The sequence below is a fragment of the Nonomuraea sp. NPDC001699 genome, assembly GCF_053596455.1.
Genome location: NZ_JBSFGF010000005.1, coordinates 24,145 through 45,638, shown reverse-complemented (window position 1 = coordinate 45,638; position 21,494 = coordinate 24,145). Strand labels below are relative to the sequence as shown.

The window sequence follows — 21,494 nt, the reverse complement described above, 5'->3', positions numbered from 1 at the left end:
CCCAACGTATGTCACCTCTGACACAATGTCGATAATTGACATTACAGACGTGTTAGGTAAAACTTTCCGCCCGCCATCCAAGGGGTGGCGGGAAAGTTGGGCCCCTGAAAACTATTGCGCTCTGCGGTCGGGGGACTGAAACTTCCTTTCGTGACCGCGCTCCTGCGTACCGTCCTGGCGGCGCTCACCGCCGCCGCCGTCGTCGCCGCCGTGGCTCCCGCCCCCGCCTCCGCAGCCCTCACCTCCGACTCCGCAGTCGCCTCCGCAGCCGCCTGCGCGACCGATCCCGCGACGCCCAAGCGGCAGCTCCGGGCCATGTGGATCTCGTCGGTCGCCAACATCGACTGGCCGAGCCGTACCGGGCTCAGCGTCTCCGCCCAGCAGGCCGAGTTCCGGGCCTGGCTCGACCTGGCCGTCGCCAAGCGCATGAACGCCGTGATCGTGCAGGTCAGGCCCACGGCGGACGCGTTCTGGCCCTCCCCGTACGAGCCGTGGTCGCAATGGCTGACCGGCACCCAGGGGACGAACCCCGGCTACGACCCGCTGGCGTTCATGGTCAGCGAGGCCCACGCGCGGAACCTGGAGTTCCACGCCTGGTTCAACCCGTACCGGGTGGCCAACAACGACGACCCGTCCAAGCTGATCTCCACGCACCCCGCGCGGCAGCACCCCGACTGGCGTTTCGCCTACGGCGGCAAGCTCTACTACAACCCCGGCATCCCGGCGGTACGCGACTTCATCGAGGACGCGATCATGGACGCCGTCACCCGCTACGACGTGGACGGCGTGCACCTCGACGACTACTTCTACCCCTATCCGGTCAGCGGCCAGGCCATCCCCGACTCGGCCGCCTACGCCCAGTACGGCGGCGCGTTCCCGAACATCGCCGACTGGCGGCGCGACAACGTCAACCTGCTCGTCCGCGAGCTCGGCCAGCGCATCCACACCGCCAAGTCGTGGGTGTCGTTCGGGATCAGCCCGTTCGGGATCTGGCGCAACTCCTCGACCGACCCGCTCGGCTCGCGTACGTCGGGTCTCCAGTCGTACGACGCGATCTACGCCGACAGCCGCCAATGGGTCAAGCAGGGCTGGATCGACTACCTGGCGCCGCAGATCTACTGGCACATCGGCTTCTCCACGGCCGCCTATGAGGTGCTGACCGCGTGGTGGTCGGACGTCGTGCGCGGCACCGGCGTGCAGCTCGTCGTGGGGCAGGCCGCGTACCGGGCCGGCGCCTCGGGGCAGGAGGCCGCCTGGCAGGACCCGGCCGAGCTGAGCGACCACCTGTACGACAACAGGAAACATCCTGAGATCGCCGGTGACGTCTACTTCAGCGCCAAGGACGTCAAGGCCGACCGGATCGGGGCGATCACCAAGCTCGTCACCGACCACTACGCCAAGCCCGCCCTGCTCCCCGCCCGGGGCTCCGGGGCCGCGCCCGCCGCGCCCACGATCACCTCGGCCACCACGGGCTCGAACGGCGTCCAGCTCGCCTGGACCGGCTCCGGCACGGCGTACGCGGTCTACCGCGTGGCCGGCGCGCCGCCCTCGGTCGATCCGTGCTTCTTCGCCGACGCCCGCAACCTGATCGCCACCACCAGGCAGACGTCCTACACCGACCCCGGCGGCGGCGCGTCCACCTACTACGTGACCGCGCTGAGCAGGACCCACCAGGAGAGCGCGCCGAGCGCGGGCCGGGCGACGGGCGGCACGGGCGGCTTCAGCGTCGTGATCGACAACGCCGACGCGGGCTTCACGGCCTCCGCGTCCTGGGGCACCTCGTCCTACTCCACGCAGGCGCACGGCGCCGACTACCGCTTCGCCGACCCGGTCGCGGCCAGCGATCCGGCCTGGTTCCGGGCGTCGATCCCGAGCGCGGGCAGCTACCGGGTGGAGGTCTGGTATCCGGCCAACGCGGGGTACAACGGCTCCGCGCCGCACATCGTGGCGGCCTCGGGCGGCAACCAGACCGTGAATGTGGACCAGCGCACCGGCGGCGGGGCATGGCGGGTGCTGGGGACGTACACGCTGGCGGCCGGGACGTACAACGTGGTCGGGGTGAGCCGGTGGACCTCGGCGACCGGCTACGTGATCGCCGACGCCGTCCGGATCACGAAGGTCTGACCCTCAGGAGCGGGCCTTCGTCCACGCCGGGCTGTCGAGGAAGTGGTTGTCGAAGCGGTCCTGCGAGGCCAGCAGCTCTTCGAGCGTGGCCTCGCCGGTCTTCAGCCGGGCCAGCAGGCGGAAGTACTCGAACCGCTCGACGCCCGGCGTGATGACGATCAGCAGGTCCGCCTCGGCGCCGGGGGCCGCGCCGAAGGCGTGGGCGACGTCCGGCGGCACGACGGCCACGTCGCCCTGCTCCAGGGTGATCACCTCGTCGCCGGACAGCACCTGCACCCGGCCGTCCAGGACGTAGAACATCTCGGAGGCGGTGGTGTGCGTGTGCGGGACCGCGCCGTCGGCGCCCTCGCCGAGCGTGATGCGCATGGTGCTCAGGGCGCCGCCGGTGGCGCTGGAGTCGAGGAGCATGCGGCCCGTACTGGGCGGGCCGCCGATGATCTCGGCGTCGACGGAGCGGATGACGGCGGTGGTGCGGGGGTCGATGAGCGACATGGTGTTATCCGTTCTCAGGGGTGGCGCCGCGGAGGGCGGTGTCCACGAGGCGTTCGGCGTAGGCGCGGTCGACGGGCAGGCCGATGATCAGGACGCGGTAGTACAGGGCCCCGGCGAGCTGGTCGAACAGGGCCTCGACGTCGAGGTCGGCGCGTAGCTGGCCGCGGTCCCTGGCCTTTTCGAGCAGGGCGCGGGCCAGGGTGTTGCGGCGGGCGTACATCTGGCGTTCCAGCTCGCCGACGTCCGGGTGGCGGGCGGCGGCGGCCACGAGCTCGGCCACCGTGCCCGCCGACGCGTCCTCGTCACCGGGCGCGCGGCCCGCCGCACGCATCCGGTTGAGCCCGGCCGCGATCTTCTCCAGGTACGCGGGCAGGTCGCGCCGGATGTCGCCGGTGTCGGTGATCTCGTCATGGTCCTGGAGCCGGTTGACGACGGCCAGGGCCAGGTGGTCCTTGGTCGGCCAGCGGCGGTAGAGCGTGGTCTTGGCGATGCCGGCCCGCTCGGCGACCTCGTCGGGCGACAGGCCGGCGTAGCCGCGGGTGAGCAGCAGCTCGGTGGCGGCCTTGATCACGCTCTCGTCGACGTCGCTCCTGCGCGGCCGTCCCACCATGCCCTGCCTCCTTTTCGCTACCTGAGTAGCGTAATCCCGGAGGGCGGCATTTCGCAACCCAGGTATCGAAACTCCGTTTATCGGGGTAGCAGCGCCCACACCACCCGCTCGCCGGACCTGTCCTGATAGGTCCCCCAGAGTCCTGCGGTCAGCTCGTGCACCAGCCGGAGTCCGCGTCCCGACTCGTCCGCGTCCGCCGGCACCCGGGGACGCGGAACCAGGCCGTTCCGGCCCGGATCAGTCACGGCCAGCCGCCAGAACCCCGCCTCCGGGGCGAGGGACAGCCGGACCCACTGTGCCGCCGCGTGCTGCAACGCGTTCGTGACCAGCTCCGAGGCGATCAGCCGCAGGTCGTCCAGGGCCTGGTGATCCGCTCCCAGCCACGACGCCAGTTCGGTACGCGCCAGCCGGGGCAGCATCGCCGGGTCGTCGAGCTCGCCGACCGTCCACACCTTGACGCCCGCATGCAGGGAACTGGACATGATCACCTCCGGGATGGGCGTACAGGCCGAGGTCGCGTGTACGCGGGTTCTCAGGATGCGGTTGATTCGGCTGACCGGCCTCTGGGATCGGCCGTACAGTTCCTTACAGTGAGTACGCCATGCCTCTGCGTGAACAGTTGTGGGAAGGGCGTGACATGCCGAAGGAAGAAGAAGCGGAAGCGTGGGCCGAGTACGCCAGACGCCTGCGTGCCTTCCGTACGGACCACGGCTTGAGCCAGGAGCGTCTGGCGGACCGGCTGGCCTACAGCGAGAGCGCGGTCGGGCACGTGGAACGCCTGCTGCGCAAGCCGAGCGAGGACTTCACCCGCGAAGTGGAGAAGGCGCTCGGCCTCAAGGGCCAGTTGACGGAGTTGCTGCCCCAGATCCACGGCGCGCTGGGCCCGCGCTGGTTCCGCGAGTGGCCGAAGGTCGAGGCGGCGGCCCACACCATCAGGACGTCCGAACCCCTGCTGATCCCCGGCCTGCTCCAGACGGAGAATTACGCCAGACATGTGTTCCTGGGCGAGCCAGGGGTCGTGGAGCAGGAGGCCGAGGAGGCCGTACAGTTCCGGCTGCACCGGCAATCCGTCTTCAGCCGCGCGTCCCCGCCCGTGTACTCGGCCCTCGTGGACGAGAGCGTCCTGCATCGGCCGGTCGGCGGCCCGGAAGTGATGAGAGAGCAGCTTGCCAAGCTGCTCGACGTGCTCAACCCGCCCTACGTCACGCTCAGGATCATCCCTCTCAGGGCGGGGCTCACCGTGGGGTGTCTCGGAGCCTTCGAGGTGGCCACCCTCCTGGAGGGAGGCCCCGATCACGCCTACCTGGAAAGCGCCGAGGAGGGGCGGGTGACCAATCGCGCCAGGACGGTTCAAGCGCTTATCGTGCGATGGGAGGCACTGTCCGGCATGGCGTATCCCGTGGACAGGAGCCGCGAGATCATCCGTGAGGTGATGGAGAGCTATGAGTGATGTGAGCGGTCTCCGTACGGGCGTATGGGTCAAGGCGACGGCGTCGGGGGGAAACGGTGGGAGCTGTGTCGAGGTGATGCGGCAACCGGATGACGGCGTTCTCGTCAGGGACACCAAGGACCGGGGTGAAGGCCCGACGCTGGCCTTCACCCGGGACGAATGGCTCGCCTTCCTCGACGGTGCCGCCAAGGGGGAGTTCGACCTGTCCTGAGCCCGTCAGGAGGCGTACATCACCGACAGGAAGCGGAGGAGAAGGGCTTCCCTGGTCTCGGCGGGCAGGGCGTCCAGGACGGCGTTGACCACCGCCATCCCCGGCTGGCCCGCGCCCGGACGCAGGTCCACACCCACCGAGGCGGCCAGTTCGGCGAACGTCGCGTCGTCCAGGGCGTCCAGGTCGAGGTCGGCGATCAGTTCGACCAGGCCGTCCGGCACCACGGCCGGGCCGCGCAGCCGGGCCGCCTCCGCCGCGTCGGCGATCACCCTGAGCATCGCCTCCACGCCGGTCAGCGTCACGCCGGTGACCGTGACGTGCAGGTTCGCGGGGATCCCTGCGTAGGAGAGCTGCGGTTGCAGGAACCAGCCGCGCTCGCGGGCCGCGTCGGCCAGGACGAACACGTCGAGGTCGTCCCCGGCGAAGGCCACCAGTGAGGACTCGGGCGCGCCCAGGACGCGCAGTCCGGGGATCGCGGCGATGCCCTCCCGCAGCCGGGCCGCCGCCTTGAGGGTGGCGCGGCCGAGCTCGACGTACCCCTCCCGGCCGAGCGCCTGGAGGGTGGCCCACGCGCCGCCGAGCGGCCCGGCCGACCTGGAGCTCTGCACGGTGGCGTTGATGATCGTGTAGCCGGGCCAGGCGGCCGAGGCGAAGTACGCCCTGCGCCGCGTCGCCGGGTCGGCGAACAGCACCACCGAGGCGCCCTTCGGCGCGTAGCCGAACTTGTGCAGGTCGCAGGAGAGGGACGTGACCCCCGGCACCGACAGGTCGAACGGCGGCACGTCGGCCCCCGCCTCCCGCAGCCACGGCAGCAGCCAGCCGCCCACGCACGCGTCCACGTGGCAGGCCACGCCCGCCTCGGCCGCCACGGCGGCGACCTCCGCGACCGGGTCGATCACGCCCTGCGGGTACGACGGCGCCGAGACCACCACCAGGACCGTGTCCTCGTCGATCGCCGCCGCGACGTCCTCCACCCGCACCTTGTACGTCTCCAGGTCCACCGGCACGGCCTTGACCCGCAGGCCCAGGTAGTGGGCCGCTTTGTGGAAGGCCGGATGTGCGGTCACCGGCAGCACGAGGTTGGGGGCGGCCCGTCCGGCGGCGTCCCGGGCGGCCTTGACGGCCAGCATGATGGACTCGGTGCCGCCGCTGGTGAAGATGCCGTGGCCGCCGCCGAGCAGCTCGGCGACCGCGCCCACGACCTGCTTCTCCATCTCGACGATGCTGGGGAACGCCGTCGGGTCCAGGCAGTTGACCTCCAGCATCTCGAAGTACGCGCGGGCCGCCGCCTCGTGCACCTCCGCCCGGCCGGTGTCGTACACGTACGCGGTCACCTGCCCGCCCCGCACCGGCAGGTCGTGCTGTTTCATCCTGGCGACCTCGGCCAGCAGGTCCTCGGTGGTTCTTCCGGACAGGGGGAGGGTCACACGGTCTCCTTGGCGAGCGCGGGGGCGAGGGCGAGCCGTCCGTACCGGACGACGAACGGCAGGCTGATCAGCATGAGTACGGCGGGCAGCGCGGTGAAGCCGAGCAGCAGCCCGGTCAGCGCGCCGGACGGCTGGGCGACGGGCGCCTCCACGGGCGCGGAGACGAACCCCGACAGGGCCAGGACCAGCGCGAACAGGCCAGGGCCGAGGGCGAGCCCGGCGGTCTCGCCCGCCGTCCACAGCCCGGTGAACGCCCCGGCCTGCGCGTGGCCGGTACGGGCGGCGTCGGCGTGCACGGTGTCCGGCAGCAGCGACAGCGGCAGCAGTTGCAGCGCGGCGTAGCAGACCCCGGCCAGCGCCGTCAGCGCGAGCGTGGCGGCCAGGCTGCCTGCCGCGATGGCGGGGACCAGGGCCAGCGCCACGACGGCGAACCCGGCCGAGGCGACCAGGTAGCAGCGCACGGTCCCGTACACGCGGGCCAGCCGGGCCCAGCCGGGCACCGCGAGCATGCTCGGGCCCACCAGGCAGACGAACATCACCGAGGTCAGCCCGTAGTCGCCCAGCCGGTACGAGGCCACGTACGGCGCGCCCGCCAGCATCACCGCCACCCCGAGCGCCTGCGTGACGAACGCCGCCAGCAGCGCGAAGAACGGGCGATTACCCCGGGCCAGGCGGAAGGCCGCCGCCGGGCCGAGCTGCCGGGGGCCGGGACGCGACGACACCCACCGCGTGCCCAGCGTGGCGGCCACGAGGGCGGCGGCCATCACGGCGCCGATCGCGACGCCCATGACCGCGTACCCCGGCCGGCCGCCGCCCGCCAGGTCCACGACGGCGGGGGCCAGGCCGCCCGCGACCAGGATGCCGACGGTCAGGCAGACCACCCGCCACGACATGACCCGGGTCCGCTCGGCCGGGCTCGCCGACATCTCCGCAGGCAGCGCCACGTACGGCACCTGGAAGCACGCGAACGCGGTCGCGGCCAGCAGGAACGCCACGCCCGGCCACACCGCCCCCGCCATGCCGCCGGAGACGCCGCCGGAGACGCCGCCGGGCACGGCGAACATCAGCGCGAACGCCACCGGCAGCGTGGCCGCGCCCACCGCCAGCAGCCGCGTCCGGCGGCCGGTGCGCACGGCTTCCCGGTCGCTGGCGGCGCCGACGAGCGGGTTGAGCAGCACGTCCCAGATCTTCGGCGCGACCAGCACGGCGCCCGCGACGGCGGCGGGCACGCCGAGCATGTCGGTGAGGTAGTAGAGCAGCAGCAGGCCGGGGACGGCGGAGAACACGCCGGTGCCGACCGAGCCGACGCCGTAGCCGAGCAGCCGGCCACGCCCGAGCCGGCCGACGTCGGTCGCCGTCATCGCGGGTCGCCGGGGAGGGCGAGGGTGCGGTGGAGGGTGAGGTGGAGGTGGGCGCGGAAGCGGCGGAGCGCGGCCCGGTCGCCCGCGCCCCGGCGGCAGCCCTCGGCGTCGAGCACGCCGCCCTTGGCGAAGCCGTGGATCGACCAGATGACCGTCCACATGGCGTACTCCAGGTCGACCGTGCCGTCGATCACGCCGGCCTCGACCGCCGGGCGCAGCGCGCCGGTCACGGCGGAGACCAGCGGCTGGACGTACTGGCGTTCCAGCTCGGTGATGTCGCTCGCGTCGGAGAGCCAGCGGTGCATCCACAGCGCGGGGATCTCCGGGTTGTCCACGCAGAAGTCGAGGTAGTCGTCCACCAGGCCGTGGATGGAGGCGACCGGGTCGCCACCGGGCAGGCGGGCGAGCGCCTTGTCCAGCGCCGCCTTCTCCGCCCGGTGCGCCCGTTCCATGACGGCCAGGTACAGCTCCCGCTTGCCGCCCACGTGGTAGTTGACGGTGGCGATGTTCATCCCCGCCGCGTCGGCGATCTGGCGCGTCGAGGTGCCGTCGTAGCCGAGCGCGGCGAACAGCTGCGTGGCCGCCTTGAGGATCACGGCCGGCTGTCCGCCGTCGGCAGGTCTCATACGACCGACCGTAGTTCCGCCCGCACCTATTGGTCAATCGCTTGATGGAGAGGCTTTCGGGTCAGTCCGGCGCCCAGTACTTGACGAGGGCCTTGTCCAGGTGCGCCACGACCGGCTTCCAGGTGCGGGGCAGCGTGTAGCGGGTGGCGCGATGCCCCTTGTACGCCAGCGTGTAGCTGAGGAAGTCCGCGCCCTGCGGCGGGCGTTCGGACCGGCCGATCTTCAGTTCCTTGAGGTAGCCGCGCAGTTGGCGCTCCTCCTTGGCCGTGAGGCACTTGGCCACCACGGGCCCGGTACGGCGGCTGAGCCGCACGCAGCCGTCGGTGTAGACCGTCACGCGGTTCTGCAGCCCCGCGAAGCCGCCCTCCTCGCGCAGGTCGACCAGCACCTTCTTCTGCGTGGTCACCGCCTCGGCGGGCAGCGCGGAGGCGGTGACGGCCAGCGCGAGCGCGGGCAGCAGTACGATTCGCCAGATCTTCATACCCTCTATGACGTACCCAGGACCCGAACGGCTCACCTTCCGAGGCCGGCGTCGCGGGCGCGGACGATGGCCTCGGCGCGGTCGGCGACGTGCAGCTTGGCGAAGATGTTGGAGACGTTGTTGCGTACGGTCTTCGGCGACAGGAACAGGGCCGAGGCGATCTGCGCGTTCGAACGGCCCGCCGCCACCAGCGAGAGGATCTCCCGCTCGCGCGGCGTGAGCTGCGGGAAGACCGGGTCGCCGGGCGTCGAGGCGGCCCCCTGAAAGAACTCGGCGACCCGCAGCGCCACCGCCGGGCCGAAGATCGCCTCGCCGTGCGCCACGGCGGTGATCGCCCGTACGATCTCGCCCTGGCCGGCGCCCTTGAGCAGGTAGCCGCGTGCCCCCGCGCGCATCGCCGCGAACAGCGTGGCGTCCTCCTCCGACATGGTCAGCACGACGACGGCGACGTGCGGGCTGTCGGCCACGATGCGCCGGGTGGCCTCGATGCCGTCGAGCCCCGGCATGCGCACGTCCATCACCACCACGTCCGGCTGGAGGTCGGCGGCGCGCTCGACCGCCTCGGGGCCGTCGGCGGCGGTGCCGGCCACCTCGATGCCGGGGATCGAGCCGAGCAGCAGCGCGAGCCCGTCCCGGTAGACCGGGTGGTCGTCGGCCAGCAGGACCCTGATCGGCTCCTGGTCAGACATCGGCGGCCTCCACCCGTCTCGGCTCCTGGCTAGACATCGGCGGCCTCCACCCGCATCGGCAGCCGGGCCAGGACCAGGGTGCCGCCGCCGGGCGGGCAGGTCACCTGGCAGTCGCCGCCCAGCTCGGCCGCGCGCTCGCGCAGCGAGAGCATGCCCACCCCCGCCGCCACCTCGGGGCCGATGCCCGCGCCGTCGTCGCGTACCGCCACCTCAAGCGTCCCTTCCCGCACGGTGAGCGTGATGTCGCAGCGTGCCGCGCCCGCGTGCCTGGCCGCGTTGGCCAGGGCTTCGGACACGATACGGTAGGCCGCCACCTCCACCGCCGCGGGCAGCGCGTCCAGCGGGCCGTCGCCGGTGACGCGCACGTCCAGGGCGGTGGTGCGGAACCGTCCGGCCTGCTGCTCGATCGCGCGCAGCAGGCCCAGCTCGTCCAGCGCGGGCGGGCGCAGGTCGTGGACCAGCCTGCGGACGTCCGCCAGCACCCCGCCGACCTCGGCGGCCGTCTGCTCCAGGATGCGGTCGGCCTGCTCGGGCGCGCTGCCGGCCAGGTTGCGGGCCGCCTCGATGCGCAGCGCCACCGCGCCCAGGCTCGGGCCGAGCCCGTCGTGCAGGTCGCGGCGGAGCCTGCGGCGCTCCTCCTCGCGGGCCAGCACGAGCCGGGCGCGGATGCGTTGCAGGTCGGTGCTCAGCTCGACGGCCCGCGCCGCGGCGGCGGCCTGGCGCACGAGGTCGCCGAGCAGCCGCTGGTCCCGTTCCGTCAGGTCGGTACGGCACAGCACGAGCCGCCCCACGGTCTCGCCCCGGTAGGCCACGGGCAGTGACACCGACGGCCCGCGCGGCGACCCGTGCTCCACCACGGAACGTTCGCCGCCCGGCCGCTCGATCTCCACCCGGACGTAGGCCAGCCGGAACGCCTCCGCCAGCGTCGTGGCCACCGCGAGCAACTGCTCGTCCGGGTCCGTGGCCAGCTCCAGCCGTTCGGCCAGCGTCGAGACCGCCGCGTACGGGGCGTCCCGGGAGCCGCGCACCAGCCTGCGGACCGCCCGCCAGAGCCAGGTGCGCAGGGGGGCGTACAGGACGGCGACGATCGCGATGGCGGCCAGGGCCGAGTCCCGTTCGCCGAGGACGCTGCCGACCAGCGTGAACACCAGCACGTCCATGAGCACCACGAGCGCGGCGAGCAGGCCGTAGGCGACGGTGGCCGACAGCAGCCGGTCGATGTCGTACAGGCGGTACTTGGTCACCGCCACCACCACGGCCGCGGCGGTGAACGCGATGGCCAGCGTCAGCAGCGCCGCCGGGATCTGCGGGGACAACGACAGCGGGAGCAGGAGCACGATCATGTCGACCAGCGCGGCCCACATCAGCCAGCGGATCTGGGCCCGCCGCTCGGCGTCGGCGAGCACGTACCTGCGTACCATCGACGCGAACGGCACCACCAGGCTCACCAGGACGGACGCGTACGCCAGCGCCAGCGCCGGCTCCCAGAACGCGTACGGCAGGTCCAGGGACAGGAAGTCGAGGCCGAGCCGCGCGATCTCCGGCGGCATCGCCTGGTCGTGGTAGCGCTCCATGACCGCCGTCGGCGCGGTCACCAGCAGCGCCGTGAGCAGCCCGGTCAGGACGAGGCTCGTCACCGACAGCGCCCGCCACACCCGCCCCGGCGGCAGCCGGCCGTCCGGGAACAGCAGGATCAGCAGCGGCAGCCCGAGCAGCAACGACGCCCCGAACCGCGAGTACGACCAGTACGCCACCGCGGCCCCCGGCAGGCCGGGCGAGACGTAGGCGGCGTGGGTCGCCCAGCTTCCCAGGAGCCCGTCCAGCAGCCACAACAGCCCGAACACCGCCAGCACCCAGGCCACCGGATGCCGCGGCAGCCTGCGCAGCAGCAGCGCGCCGGGGACGAGCTGCGCGAGCCCGGTCAGCGCGGCCGGCCACCCGGGTTCCAGATCCGAGGCGGGCGGCAACCGCACGTCCCCGGCGGCCACGTCCAGCGCCACCGTGGCCACCGCCATCCCGACCCCGGCCGCGGCCACCCCGACGGCCCACCACCCGCGCGCCGCCGCCAGAGGGGTGGAAGGTCCGGTTTCTGTCACGGGACGTATTACACCCGAGGTTGTGTCCTCATGTCCCGGGACAGGGGTCCCGTCGGCGGCGGGACCGGCGGCTCTGCCGGCCCGGGGCGGCCCGCCGGAAACCTGGAGGCACGACATCCCCTGAACGAAGAGAAGGACCTCCCGTGGACGCCAAGATCAGCACCACCCCCGCCAGGGCGCGCACCGACGTGCCCGCCGGCCCGGCGCCCTCCGGCGCCCCCGCCATCGCCCCCGTCACCGTGCGCAGGCTCGGCGTCGCGCTCGCCGTCGGCACGCTGTCCTGGGCCGCCAGCATCTTCGTCTACGGCAGCCAGGCCCAGGGCTTCGGCGAGCGGGTCGGCGACCTGACCGGGCTGCTCTTCCAGCTCGGCATCTTCGCCCTGCTCGCCGTGCAGATCCGGACCCGCGCGACGGGCACGTCCCGCCTCGCCAGGGTCATGCTCAAGGTCGAGCTGGTCCTGCTCGGGCTGGCCGCCGTCTGGTCGCTCCTGCACGGCGTCCTGCCCGACAGCGCCCAGGACGGGCCGGTGATGCAGGCGCTCGACGTGTTCTGGCCGGTGTCCATGCTGGGCATGATGGCCATCGGCATCAAGATCGCCTTCACCGGGCGCTGGCGCGGGTCCCTGCGGTGGTGGCCGCTCATCGCCGAGAGCTGGGCCGTGGTGACGGTGCCGACGTACATCCTGTTCGGCGACTCGGTCTCGAACTGGGTCGGCGGCTTCCACCTGGTCATCGGGTACGCCACCCTCGGCGCGCTCCTCGCGCTGCGCCCCGGCCTGACCGACTAGGCCGGTGGTGTGAACGGCAGGACGGCGGTGACCTCGGTGCCGCCGCCTGGGCGGGAGGCGATGGCGCAGGTGCCGCCGATCTCGGCCGCGCGCTCGCGCATCGACGTCAGCCCCACGCCCGGCGACGGCTCGTCGGGCAGCCCGGTCCCGTCGTCGGCGACCGACACCCGCAGCTCCCCGGCCTCCCGCCGCAGCGTGACCAGCACCGAGGTGGCCTGGGCATGGCGGCGCGCGTTCGTCAGCGCCTCCTGCACGATCCGGTACGCGGCCGTCTCCACCGCCGCCGGCAACCCGCCGAGCAGCCCCTCGGACCCGTCGGCGGCCGGGGGCACGGTGACCTCGACGCTGGGGCCCGGGGCCTGACCGAAGGCGCGGAGGGCGCCCGCGAGGCCCAGCTCGTCCAGGACCGGCGGCCGGAGGCCGTCCACCAGCTCGCGCACCGACATCAGCGTGCTGGTCATCTCCTCACGCACCCGGACCAGCAGCTCCTCCACCGCCCCGGGGTCGCGCTCCAGCCGCCGCCGGGCCTCGTCCAGGGTCATCGTCACGCTGGTCAGCGTGGGGCCGAGGCCGTCGTGCAACTCCCTGCCCAGCCGGCGCCGCTCCTCGTCGCGGGTCGCGCTGATCCGCTCGTGCGAGTCCCGCAGGTCGGTGCTCAGCCGTACGGCGTGCGCCAGCTCGGCCAGGTGCTTGGCCATGACGTCCAGCGGCTCGCGGCCCGGCCGCGTCCCGGCGATCCGCAGCCGCCCGACCGGCTCGCCGTGCCAGGTCAGCTCGACGGTCCGAGGGCGGGCGCCCAGCTCGCCGTCCACGAACGACAGCGCGGGCTCGCCCGGCACCTCCACGCCCACCCCGCGGGCGCCCAGCGACGTGCGCACGACGGAGATGGCCTCGGCCAGCGCCCCCGCCGGGTCGCCGGCCCGCTGGACGGTACGGCTGAGCAGGTCGGCCGCCCGGTACGGGTCGCGTTCCACGTTGAACAGCCGGTCCACCGAGCGCTGGAGCCGCAGGCGTACGGGATGGAAGGCCGCGCCGGTGACCATCGCGGAGGCGAGCCCGGCCACCGCGCCGTAGTCGCCCGCCACGCTGTTGGACGCCCAGATGAGCACCGAGTACGTGACACCGGCGCCGACCGCGAGCGTGCCGTACACCAGCGTGCGGTTGAGGATGAGCCGGATGCCGTAGAGCTGGTGGCGCAGGACGGCGGCGATGATCGAGATGGGGATGCCCGCGGCCAGGAAGATCCGTACGGCGAGGATGAAGGTGTCCTGGGTGCCCGCGCTGACGATCCAGTAGACGACGAAGATCGCCATGGCGTAGAAGTACCACGTGATCTGGCGGCGTACCTCGGGCGTCGCCGCCCTGTACCGGTAGCGCAGCGAGACCACGCCGAGCAGGCATAACAGGATCATCGGCGGCCCGATCCACGACTCCACGACCTCGGGGATCCTCCCCAGCGCCGCCACCCCGAACGGGTTGCCCACGGGCACGTCCAGCTCGAACGACGGGTCGGGGGACAGGCCGAGCAGCAGCGAGTGCCCGACCATGAGCGTCAGGTTGCCGTAGAGCACCGGCCGCCAGCGCCTGGACGGCAGCCGCCCGTCGGGGAAGAGCAGCGGCATGATCCCCGTGAACGTGGGCACCGCCAGCAGCCACAACCAGATGGCCGGCCAGGCGACGTAGGGCAGCAGCGGGCCGGGCGCGTGGAAGTACATCCAGCCGGTCAGCGAGAACAGCAGCGAGTACGCCGACCAGACGACGCCGGTGGCCCACATGAGCCACGGGAACAGCAGCCTGGGCCGCTGGGAGATCAGGAATGCGCCGGCGAGCGGGAACAGCAGCCCGATCGGGTCGAGCCCCTGCGTCTCGGCCAGCCCCTCGATCTGCGCCGCCAGCACCGCCGCCGCCAGCACGGCCGTCAACGAGGCGGCCGCCGACGCCCACACCACCGCCAGCACGGCCCGCCGCCATCCCCTCGCCCGACCACCCCGGCCTTCCCGCCCGGAGGCCGCGGAACCGGTGGGGGTGGGGGGCGGGTCGTTGTGGGGTGTGGGGGTCATCGCGGCTCCCTGATCGGCAGTCTCGCGACGACCTCGGTGCCGCCGCCCGGGCGCACGTCCAGCTCGCAGACGCCGCCCACCTCCTCGGCCCGTCCGCGCATCAGGGCGGCACCCTGGCGGCGCTGCTCGGGCAGCCCGATCCCGTCGTCGGACACCGTCAGCCAGAGCGCGTCCCGCCGCTCCACCCTGATCAGGGCGGTGGTGGCGCGGGCGTGCCTGCGCACGTTCGCCACCGCCTCGTGCGCGATCTTGTAGGCCGCCACCTCCACCGCCGCGGGCAGGGTGGCCAGCGAGCCGGAGACCACCACGTCCACCCTCGGGCCGGGGGCGTCGGCGAGCAGCCGCAGGGCGCTCTCCAGGCCCAGCTCGTCCAGGCCGGCGCCGTCGAGGGCGGGCGGGCGCAGGCCGTAGACCAGGTCGCGGACGTCCACGATGGCCTCGGTCATCTGCCTGCGTGCCGTGCTGAGCAGCGGTTCGACCGAGCCGGGGTCGCTGGCCAGGCTGAGCCGGGCCTGGTCGACGCTGATCGCCAGGTTCGTCAGCGTCGGGCCGAGGCCGTCGTGCAGGTTGCGGCGGAGTGCGCGGCGTTCCTCCTCGCGGGTGGCCATCATGCGCTCGCGCGAGCGTTGCAGGTCGGCGCTGAGCCGTACGGCGTGGGCGACCTCGGCGAGCTGCCTGGCCAGCATGTCCAGCAGCGCCCGGTCGCGCGGCTCGCCGGCGACCGACAGCCAGCCCATCGACTTGCCCTGCCAGACCAGGCGTTCGACCGAGGGGGACGGGCCGAGCTCGCCCGCGACGACGCTGCGCACCCGCCCGCCGGGCAGGACGACCTCGACCCCGACGCCGCGCGCCCCCAGGGCCAGCCGGACCGCGTGGGCCGCCGACGCCAGGGCCTCGGCCGGCCCCCTGGCCTCCTGCACGCTCCGGCTCACCCGGTCGGCCAGCCGATACGGGTCACGCTCCCACTTGAACAGCCGGTCCACCGCGCTCTGCAGGCGCAGCCGTACGGGCTGGAACAGCGCGCCCGCGGCCAGCGCGGCGATCAGGTCGGACCACGAGCCGAGCAGGCCGTCGAGCGCGCCGACCCCGAAGTAGACGGCGCCGACCACGGCGGTCAGCCCGAGGTAGACCAGGGCGCGGTTGAGCAGGACGAGGGTCCGCTCGCGTCCGCGCAGCCCGGACAGGACCGCGGCCTTGACGAGCAGCGGTCTGGCCGCCCTGAGCAGCACCAGCCGGACGTTTTTCCCCATATGTCCGGCACATCATAAAGTGGCGGGACCCTTATCGCAGAGCGTCCACCGGCTGCATTTTCGCCGCCCGCAGCGCGGGGTAGAGCCCGGCCAGCAGACCCACCACCGCCCCGGCCACCGGTGCGGCCAGCGCGAGCCGCACGTCGAGCAGCGGCGTCCACTCCCGGGCGGCCGAGACGGCGACGACGGTGACCACCCCGAGGCTCGTGCCGATCACGCCTCCCGCCAGCCCGACCAGCGTCGACTCCAGCAGGAACTGGGCGGCGATGTGCCGCCTGGCCGCCCCGAGCGAGCGGCGCAGGCCGATCTCCGGCACGCGTTCCATCACGGTGACGAGCGTGACGTTCGCGATGCCGACCGCGCCGACCACGAGCGAGACCAGGCCGAGGATCAGGAAGAGCGCGTTGACGTCGTCCTGCGCCTGGTCGCGCGCCCTGGTGGGGCTGGGCGGGGCCATCACCTGCAGCATGTCGCCGTTCCCCGGGCTGAGCGCGGTGGGCGCCTGCCGGGCCACCAGGTCCGCCGCGCCCAGACTCGTGTTGACCAGCACCCTGGTGACGTCCCGCAGCCCGAACTGCCTGCCCACCGAGGGCGGCACGAACACGGCGGTGCTCAGGTTCCGCTCGCGGCGCAGGTTGCCCAGGATGCCGATGACCGTGTACGCGTGCTTGCCGATGAAGATGGCCGGTGCCCGGTCGAGGCGGCCGACGCCGAGCAGCTTGGCCGCCTGGTCGCCGATCACCGCCACCCGGTCGCGCCGCTCGATGTGCCCTCGGTCGTAGAACCTGCCCTGCACCATCCTGCCGCGCGCCGCCTCGGGCAGCCCGGTCGTCGCCGCCAGCACGGTCAACGACTGCGCGGTGACCCTGGTGGGGTCCACGATGTCGTTGGAGCGCACGGACAGGTTCGCGCTGTCCTCCGACTCGGCCAGCGCGGCGGCGGACTCGACGCCGCGCAGCCTGGTCAGCCGGTCGATCGAGTCCCACTCCACGAGCGGCGTGTTCGGCGACTCCGGCACCTCCACCGTGATGGCCGTGGCCACCAGCGCGTCGAAGCGGCCGACGATCTGGTTGCCCGCGGTGGCGGCCACGCCGAGCGTGATGACCAGCGTGGTGATGCCGAGCACGGTCCCGAGCGTGGTGAGCGCCGAGCGCACCGGCCGGGCGAGCATGCCGGCCATGGCCTCCCCGAACAGGTCGCGTACGTGCATCACTCCTCCTCCACCAGGATGCCGTCGGTGATCCGCACCCGGCGCCCGGCCCGCTTGCTGACCTCCTGCTCGTGGGTGATGACCACGAGCGTCATCCCCTGCCCCCGCAGCTCGTCGAACAGGCCGAGCACCGATTCGGTGTTGCGGCTGTCGAGGTTGCCCGTGGGCTCGTCGCACAGCAGCAGGGACGGCGCGCCCATGAGGGCCCTGGCGATGGCCGTACGCTGGCGCTCGCCCCCGGACAGCCGGTCGGGCGCGAACCCGGTCCGGTGGCCGAGGCCGACTCGTTCCAACGCCGCCATGGCCCGCTCCCGCCTGCCCTTACGCGCCTGCCCGCCGTAGGTTTCGGCGAGCATGACGTTCTCGACCACGCTGCGGTGGGAGAGCAGGTGGAAGGACTGGAAGACGAAGCCGATCCGGTCGCCGCGCAACCTGGTCCTGGCCCCGTCGCGCAGGGTGGTGGTCTCCGTGCCGTCGAGGCGGTAGCTGCCCGAGCTGGGGCGGTCGAGCAGGCCGAGCACGTTCAGGAGGGTCGACTTGCCCGAGCCCGACGGGCCGACGATGGCCAGGTAGTCGCCCCTGTCCACCCGGAGCGTGACGCGGTCGAGCGCCCGGACCGGCGGTTCGGCGGCGAACTCCCTGCTGACCTCCGCCAGCGAGATCACCGGCTCAGGCACCGCTGACCACCACCCGGTCGCCCTCCTTGAGCGCCCCGGCGACCTGGACGTTCCCGTCGGCGGTCAGGCCCGTACGCACCTCGACGTCCCTGGTCTGGTCCGTGGCGTACTCGACCCGCACCCGGGCCCTCCCGTCGGCCCCCGTGATCACGGCCGCCACCGGCACGACCAGCACCGGCTCCTTGGTCTCCCCCACCGTCACCCGCGCCGTGACGGCGGTCCCCGGCCTGAGCCCCTTCATCGAGGCGGGCGTGATCAGGACGGGCTCCGACCCGTCCTTGGCCTCCTCGGCGCCGGGCACCTTGGCCTGGTCGCCGACCGCGGTGAGGCGCGCTTCGTACGTCTTGCCCGTGTCGAGCTCGATGGCCGCCTCCATGCCCGTGCGCAGCAGCTCGGCCTCCGTCGCCTCCACCGACCCCGTCACCGTGAGCGCCGAGCTGGTCACCGTGGCGACCTCCTTCTCGACCTGCTGCCCCTGCTTGACCGAGACCTTGCGCACCCGGGCGGGCAGCTTCGGCAGGAACACCACCTCGCCGGGCGGGATGGAGGTCCCGTACGTACGCACGAACTCCGCCAGCATCCCCTTGGCCGCCGCCACGTCCTTACCGGCGTTGGTCACCTTGAGCTTGGTCGGGGAGAGCTGCCTGGCCTGGCGCAGCGCCTGCTCGGCGGTGGCCTTGGCCTCCTTCGCGGTCCGTACGGCCTTGCGCAGCTCCACCAGGCTCTTCTCCCTGGCCTGCCGCGCCTCCTCCGCGACCCGCTCGCGCGCCTCCAGAGCCGCCGCCAGATCGGCCTGGGCGTTCCGGACCCGCAGCTCCAGCAGGCTCGTGTCGGTCGAGGCCGTGGGCTGCGGGGTGGCGGTGGCCGCCGGCGTGGGCTGTTTCCTGGCCTCGGCCAGCGCCTGCTCGGCCTCGGCCAGCTTCTCCTGCGCCGCGCGCACGGCCGCCTCCGCCGTCGCCATCCTGGTCTCGTCCTCCGGCGTCACCACCCGGGCCTCGGCCTCCTGGAGGGCGCGCTCCGCCGTCTTCAGGTCCGCCTTGGCGTTGGCCAGCCTCATCTTGAGCGGCAGCACGTCGCGCCCCTGGTCCAGCGCCTTCTTCTCGGCGGCGAGGGTCTCCTGGGCAGTCTGTACGGCCTTGCGCAGCGTGTCGTACGCCTGCCGGTCGGTCAGCGTCGGCTGCTGCACCTCGTACCCCTTCTTCGTGTACATGCGGGTGACGGCGGCGATCGTGGCCTGGTCGAACACGCCGGAGACGGGACCGCCGTACCCCAGCCTGCGCAGCGCCCGCTGGAGCTGCTTGACGTCGTCCCCCTTGCCGCCGGGGGCGATCGTGCGGTGCATCGGCACGGAGCCGCGCAGCGCGAACACCGGGCGGCCGTTTACCTCCAGGAAGACCGCGCCCTCCGTGAGCCGGCCCTGGCGCGGCGCCCGGGTGGCCCGCTGCTGCTCGGCCGTGCCGCCGACCGCTCCGGCCAGGCTGACCGGCAGGGGCGAGCCGTACTCCAGCGTGCCGCTGACCACGACGGTGCTGACGAGTTTGCGGCGCTCGACGGCGGCGGTGACGAGCGAGGCCCGCGGCGCGGCGCGGCGCGCCGCCTCGTCGGCGGGGGAGCGCAGCCGGGAGCCCACGGCCCAGCCGGCGCCCGCGATGATCACCACTCCGGCGACGATGCCGGCGAGGAGCTTGCGCGGTGACTTCATGAGGTGGTCACATGCCGAACTGGGCGCTGACCTGCCCCTGGACCGCCTGCTCCTTCGGCAGGAAGGCCGGGTAGAAGTCCTTGCCGCACTCCAGGTCGTCGAGCGCCGCCCTGATCTCCTTGGCCAGATATGGCTTGGCCTGCTCGGGAGTGAGCGTCGGCGCATAGTACATCGGCATCTTGTCGTCCGTGGCGGGGGGAGCCACGTCGGGCACATCGTCCATCTGCTCGCGGCCCAGCTTGTCCTCGTTGCCGAGCCACGTCTTCTGCCCCAGCTCGGCCACGGCGACCGGCGCGGTGTCGCCGACGGCGTAGCCCTTGCCCTTCAGGCAGGTGGCCATGGCCGTGGCCAGCTCGACCAGCTCGGGGTAGGTGTTCAGCTTGCCCTTGCGGGCCCGGACGGAGGCCTTGAACTGCGCGTCGTAGAAGTCTTCCGCCGACTTCAGCTTCAGGCCGAGGACCTTGTTGGCCGCCGAGACCTGGCAGGCGTCCAGCGCCTTCCGGTACGCCTGCAGCTGCGCCTTGGAGAGCGCGGACTGGATCTTCATATTGGGGTTGGGCTCGTTGTCGAGGCTGGTCGTGCTTCCCATCTCCTTGGGATAGACGTGCTGGGCGAAGACCCCGAAGCCGTATTTTTCGCGATATTTCTTCATCGCCGGGTAATTGCCGCGCATGCGGCTCTTGTCGTCCTCGGTGCCCGGCTTGTGCGGCGTCACGTACGCGACGTACTTGAAGCCCTTCTGCTTCATGCAGTCCGCCTTGGCCGCCTCGAGCTGAACCTCCTTGCCCTCGGCGGTCGAGCCGGCCGAGGGCGCGGCGCTCTCGGTGGCGCCCCCGCAGCCGCAGAGGACGGCGAGCGCGAGCAGCGCGACGGGCAGTGTCTTCCTCATCATGGCGGCAGACCATACTCCGTTTAACGAAGCATGGTCAATCCAGGCAGTGCCGCCGCTGGCGGAAGGGTGCGAACGCGGCCCCCACGAGCAACAGCACGAGCACCCCCCAGTAGGCCAGGTGTTGCCTGGTCAGCACATCGGAGTGCAGCGCCAGCCCGCCGGACGCCATCGTCATGTAGATTCCCGCCGCGAGCGTCCAGCGATGGTCGCGGGCCAGGTAGGCGCTCCCCGCCGCCAGCCCCAACGCCAGCACCTCCACGGCCATCCTGCTCAGGCTGATCGGGAACGTGCCGCCGCCCTCCATCCACTCGGGACCCGCCCACGCCGCCGCCACGACCGCCGCCCACCACCACCACGACCTCCTGCGCGGCGCCCGCCGCAGCACGAGCAGCCCGGCCAGCGCCACCGCGTAACCGCCCGCGACCAGGTAGGGGTCGCTGTCCATGAACAGCGGCCGGTCCTGCAGGAACGTCGGATAGACCGGCAACAGGGTCGCGTCGAACGGCTGCCACCCGCCGGCCAGCGCCACCGCCTTGACCCCGGTGAGGAGCGTCAGCACGGCCGCCGTACGCAGCCATCCCCGTACGGTCGCCAGCAGCGTGAGCGCCGACAGCAGCGTCCACAACGGCAGCGTGCCGGCGTAGGGCAGCAGCGCGGCCAGGTTCGCCGCCGCGACGGCGGTGACGGCGAGGTGCACGCCGTCCCGCCAGGGGCTGCCGCTCGCCAGGTGGACGATCCGGCTGCGCACGCCGCCCGTGAGCAGCCCCCACGCCTCGCGCGGCACCGGGATCCGGCGTCCCGGGGCGGCCGATTCGAGGAGCACGTCGAGCAGCTCGTCGCCGTGGGCCGCGCGGTAGGGCCTGGGGTAGGCGAGCATGAGCTTGCGGTAGCGCCGTTCGAGCGGGGTCGCGGCCGGCGCCGACCCGAGGGCCGTCATCCGGCCGACGGCCGCAGGACGAGCGAGGCGGCCGCCTGCATCCGCCTGGCCTCGGCCTCCACCAGCGCCTGGCCCTCGTCGGTGATGCGGAAGTAGCGCCGGTTGCGCCCGTTGACCGTCTCCTCGCGGTCGACGGTGATGACGCCGCGCTCGTTCAGGCGTTCCAGGATGCCGTAGAGCGTGCCGACGGAGGGCTGGACCCGGCCGCCGGACAGCTCCTTGACCGACTTGCTGATCGCGTGGCCGTGCAGCGGGCCGGCACGCAGCGCGGCGAGCACGAAGTACATCGGCTCGCTGACTTCTGAGGTTCCCCTGGGCATGGGGGAGACATTATTCCGTTCAACGAAGTGTGGGCAACGCGGACGGCCACCGGACCGGAAGGACCGCCCGCGTCGCGTCTCACCGCGACGC

21 protein-coding genes are annotated in these 21,494 nt (G+C 72.8%); 4 read left to right on the top strand and 17 right to left on the bottom strand.

Going from position 1 to position 21,494, the window contains the following annotated elements; all coding sequences use genetic code 11:
• Window positions 1-150 precede the first annotated feature (150 nt).
• A complete protein-coding gene (locus ACWCSU_RS16830; RefSeq protein ID WP_449935841.1) occupies window positions 151-2,124 on the top strand; it encodes a family 10 glycosylhydrolase in 1,974 nt (657 codons plus the stop codon).
• A 3-nt stretch (window positions 2,125-2,127) separates the two neighbouring features.
• Here the strand turns inward: ACWCSU_RS16830 and ACWCSU_RS16825 are convergent, their stop codons facing one another.
• The 3 genes from ACWCSU_RS16825 to ACWCSU_RS16815 form a co-directional block, all read right to left on the bottom strand.
• The gene (locus tag ACWCSU_RS16825) at window positions 2,128-2,616 is read right to left on the bottom strand and encodes a cupin domain-containing protein (RefSeq protein ID WP_189651663.1); all 489 of its coding nucleotides are present in this window, start codon (window positions 2,614-2,616) and stop codon (window positions 2,128-2,130) included.
• Window positions 2,617-2,620: 4 nt separating this feature from the next.
• The gene (locus ACWCSU_RS16820; protein WP_449935839.1) at window positions 2,621-3,226 is read right to left on the bottom strand and encodes a TetR/AcrR family transcriptional regulator; all 606 of its coding nucleotides are present in this window, start codon (window positions 3,224-3,226) and stop codon (window positions 2,621-2,623) included.
• A gap of 77 nt (window positions 3,227-3,303) precedes the next feature.
• Window positions 3,304-3,708 carry an ATP-binding protein gene (locus ACWCSU_RS16815; protein ID WP_449935838.1) on the bottom strand — a complete coding sequence of 135 codons (405 nt, stop codon included), beginning with the start codon at window positions 3,706-3,708 and terminating at the stop codon, window positions 3,304-3,306.
• 119 nt (window positions 3,709-3,827) lie between these two features.
• On the opposite strand from ACWCSU_RS16815, the gene ACWCSU_RS16810 reads away from it, so the two are divergent.
• Entirely contained in the window at window positions 3,828-4,676 is an 849-nt protein-coding gene (locus ACWCSU_RS16810; RefSeq protein WP_449935837.1) for a helix-turn-helix domain-containing protein, read from the top strand.
• A complete protein-coding gene (locus tag ACWCSU_RS16805) occupies window positions 4,669-4,887 on the top strand; it encodes a DUF397 domain-containing protein (RefSeq protein ID WP_449935834.1) in 219 nt (72 codons plus the stop codon). The genes ACWCSU_RS16810 and ACWCSU_RS16805 overlap by 8 nt, the downstream gene beginning before the upstream one ends.
• Before the next feature lie 5 nt (window positions 4,888-4,892).
• On the opposite strand, the gene ACWCSU_RS16800 is transcribed toward ACWCSU_RS16805, so the two are convergent.
• The 6 genes from ACWCSU_RS16800 to ACWCSU_RS16775 all read right to left on the bottom strand — a co-directional run bounded on the left by ACWCSU_RS16800 (window position 4,893) and on the right by ACWCSU_RS16775 (window position 11,567).
• Complete coding sequence (locus ACWCSU_RS16800) at window positions 4,893-6,314, bottom strand: pyridoxal phosphate-dependent decarboxylase family protein (RefSeq protein WP_449935833.1); 1,422 nt, start codon at window positions 6,312-6,314, stop codon at window positions 4,893-4,895.
• Entirely contained in the window at window positions 6,311-7,675 is a 1,365-nt protein-coding gene (locus ACWCSU_RS16795; RefSeq protein WP_449935832.1) for an MFS transporter, read from the bottom strand. Before ACWCSU_RS16795 ends, ACWCSU_RS16800 begins: the two co-directional genes overlap by 4 nt.
• Window positions 7,672-8,301, bottom strand: a complete 630-nt coding sequence (locus ACWCSU_RS16790) for a TetR/AcrR family transcriptional regulator (protein WP_449935830.1) — start codon at window positions 8,299-8,301, stop codon at window positions 7,672-7,674. The genes ACWCSU_RS16795 and ACWCSU_RS16790 overlap by 4 nt, the downstream gene beginning before the upstream one ends.
• Before the next feature lie 61 nt (window positions 8,302-8,362).
• Window positions 8,363-8,782, bottom strand: coding sequence for a hypothetical protein (locus ACWCSU_RS16785; RefSeq protein ID WP_357707044.1), 420 nt, complete (start codon window positions 8,780-8,782; stop codon window positions 8,363-8,365).
• A gap of 32 nt (window positions 8,783-8,814) precedes the next feature.
• Window positions 8,815-9,471 carry a response regulator transcription factor gene (locus ACWCSU_RS16780; protein WP_357707043.1) on the bottom strand — a complete coding sequence of 219 codons (657 nt, stop codon included), beginning with the start codon at window positions 9,469-9,471 and terminating at the stop codon, window positions 8,815-8,817.
• A 29-nt stretch (window positions 9,472-9,500) separates the two neighbouring features.
• Window positions 9,501-11,567, bottom strand: coding sequence for a sensor histidine kinase (locus ACWCSU_RS16775; RefSeq protein WP_449935828.1), 2,067 nt, complete (start codon window positions 11,565-11,567; stop codon window positions 9,501-9,503).
• 143 nt (window positions 11,568-11,710) lie between these two features.
• Between ACWCSU_RS16775 and ACWCSU_RS16770 the strand changes: the two genes are divergently transcribed.
• Window positions 11,711-12,355: a hypothetical protein gene (locus tag ACWCSU_RS16770; RefSeq protein WP_449935827.1), complete on the top strand. Its 645-nt coding sequence runs from the start codon at window positions 11,711-11,713 to the stop codon at window positions 12,353-12,355.
• Here ACWCSU_RS16770 and ACWCSU_RS16765 read toward each other — a convergent pair.
• Genes ACWCSU_RS16765 through ACWCSU_RS16730 form a run of 8 tightly spaced genes read right to left on the bottom strand, consistent with a single transcriptional unit; the run spans window position 12,352 to window position 21,403 of the window.
• Window positions 12,352-14,415 (bottom strand): sensor histidine kinase, encoded by a 2,064-nt coding sequence (locus ACWCSU_RS16765; RefSeq protein ID WP_449935824.1) that lies wholly within the window; start codon window positions 14,413-14,415, stop codon window positions 12,352-12,354. The genes ACWCSU_RS16770 and ACWCSU_RS16765 overlap by 4 nt on opposite strands.
• Window positions 14,412-15,665 (bottom strand): sensor histidine kinase, encoded by a 1,254-nt coding sequence (locus tag ACWCSU_RS16760; RefSeq protein ID WP_357707037.1) that lies wholly within the window; start codon window positions 15,663-15,665, stop codon window positions 14,412-14,414. The genes ACWCSU_RS16765 and ACWCSU_RS16760 overlap by 4 nt, the downstream gene beginning before the upstream one ends.
• Window positions 15,666-15,696: 31 nt before the next feature.
• Window positions 15,697-16,875, bottom strand: a complete 1,179-nt coding sequence (locus ACWCSU_RS16755) for an ABC transporter permease (protein ID WP_449935822.1) — start codon at window positions 16,873-16,875, stop codon at window positions 15,697-15,699.
• A complete protein-coding gene (locus tag ACWCSU_RS16750; protein WP_449935820.1) occupies window positions 16,875-17,552 on the bottom strand; it encodes an ABC transporter ATP-binding protein in 678 nt (225 codons plus the stop codon). Before ACWCSU_RS16750 ends, ACWCSU_RS16755 begins: the two co-directional genes overlap by 1 nt.
• Window positions 17,545-19,254, bottom strand: a complete 1,710-nt coding sequence (locus tag ACWCSU_RS16745; protein WP_449935819.1) for a peptidoglycan-binding protein — start codon at window positions 19,252-19,254, stop codon at window positions 17,545-17,547. Before ACWCSU_RS16745 ends, ACWCSU_RS16750 begins: the two co-directional genes overlap by 8 nt.
• Before the next feature lie 7 nt (window positions 19,255-19,261).
• On the bottom strand, window positions 19,262-20,146 hold the full coding sequence (locus ACWCSU_RS16740; RefSeq protein ID WP_449935817.1) for a hypothetical protein: 885 nt from the start codon (window positions 20,144-20,146) through the stop codon (window positions 19,262-19,264).
• 34 nt (window positions 20,147-20,180) lie between these two features.
• Window positions 20,181-21,083: a hypothetical protein gene (locus ACWCSU_RS16735; RefSeq protein ID WP_189651649.1), complete on the bottom strand. Its 903-nt coding sequence runs from the start codon at window positions 21,081-21,083 to the stop codon at window positions 20,181-20,183.
• Window positions 21,080-21,403, bottom strand: a complete 324-nt coding sequence (locus tag ACWCSU_RS16730; protein ID WP_189651648.1) for a PadR family transcriptional regulator — start codon at window positions 21,401-21,403, stop codon at window positions 21,080-21,082. The genes ACWCSU_RS16735 and ACWCSU_RS16730 overlap by 4 nt, the downstream gene beginning before the upstream one ends.
• Between the last annotated feature and the right edge of the window lie 91 nt (window positions 21,404-21,494).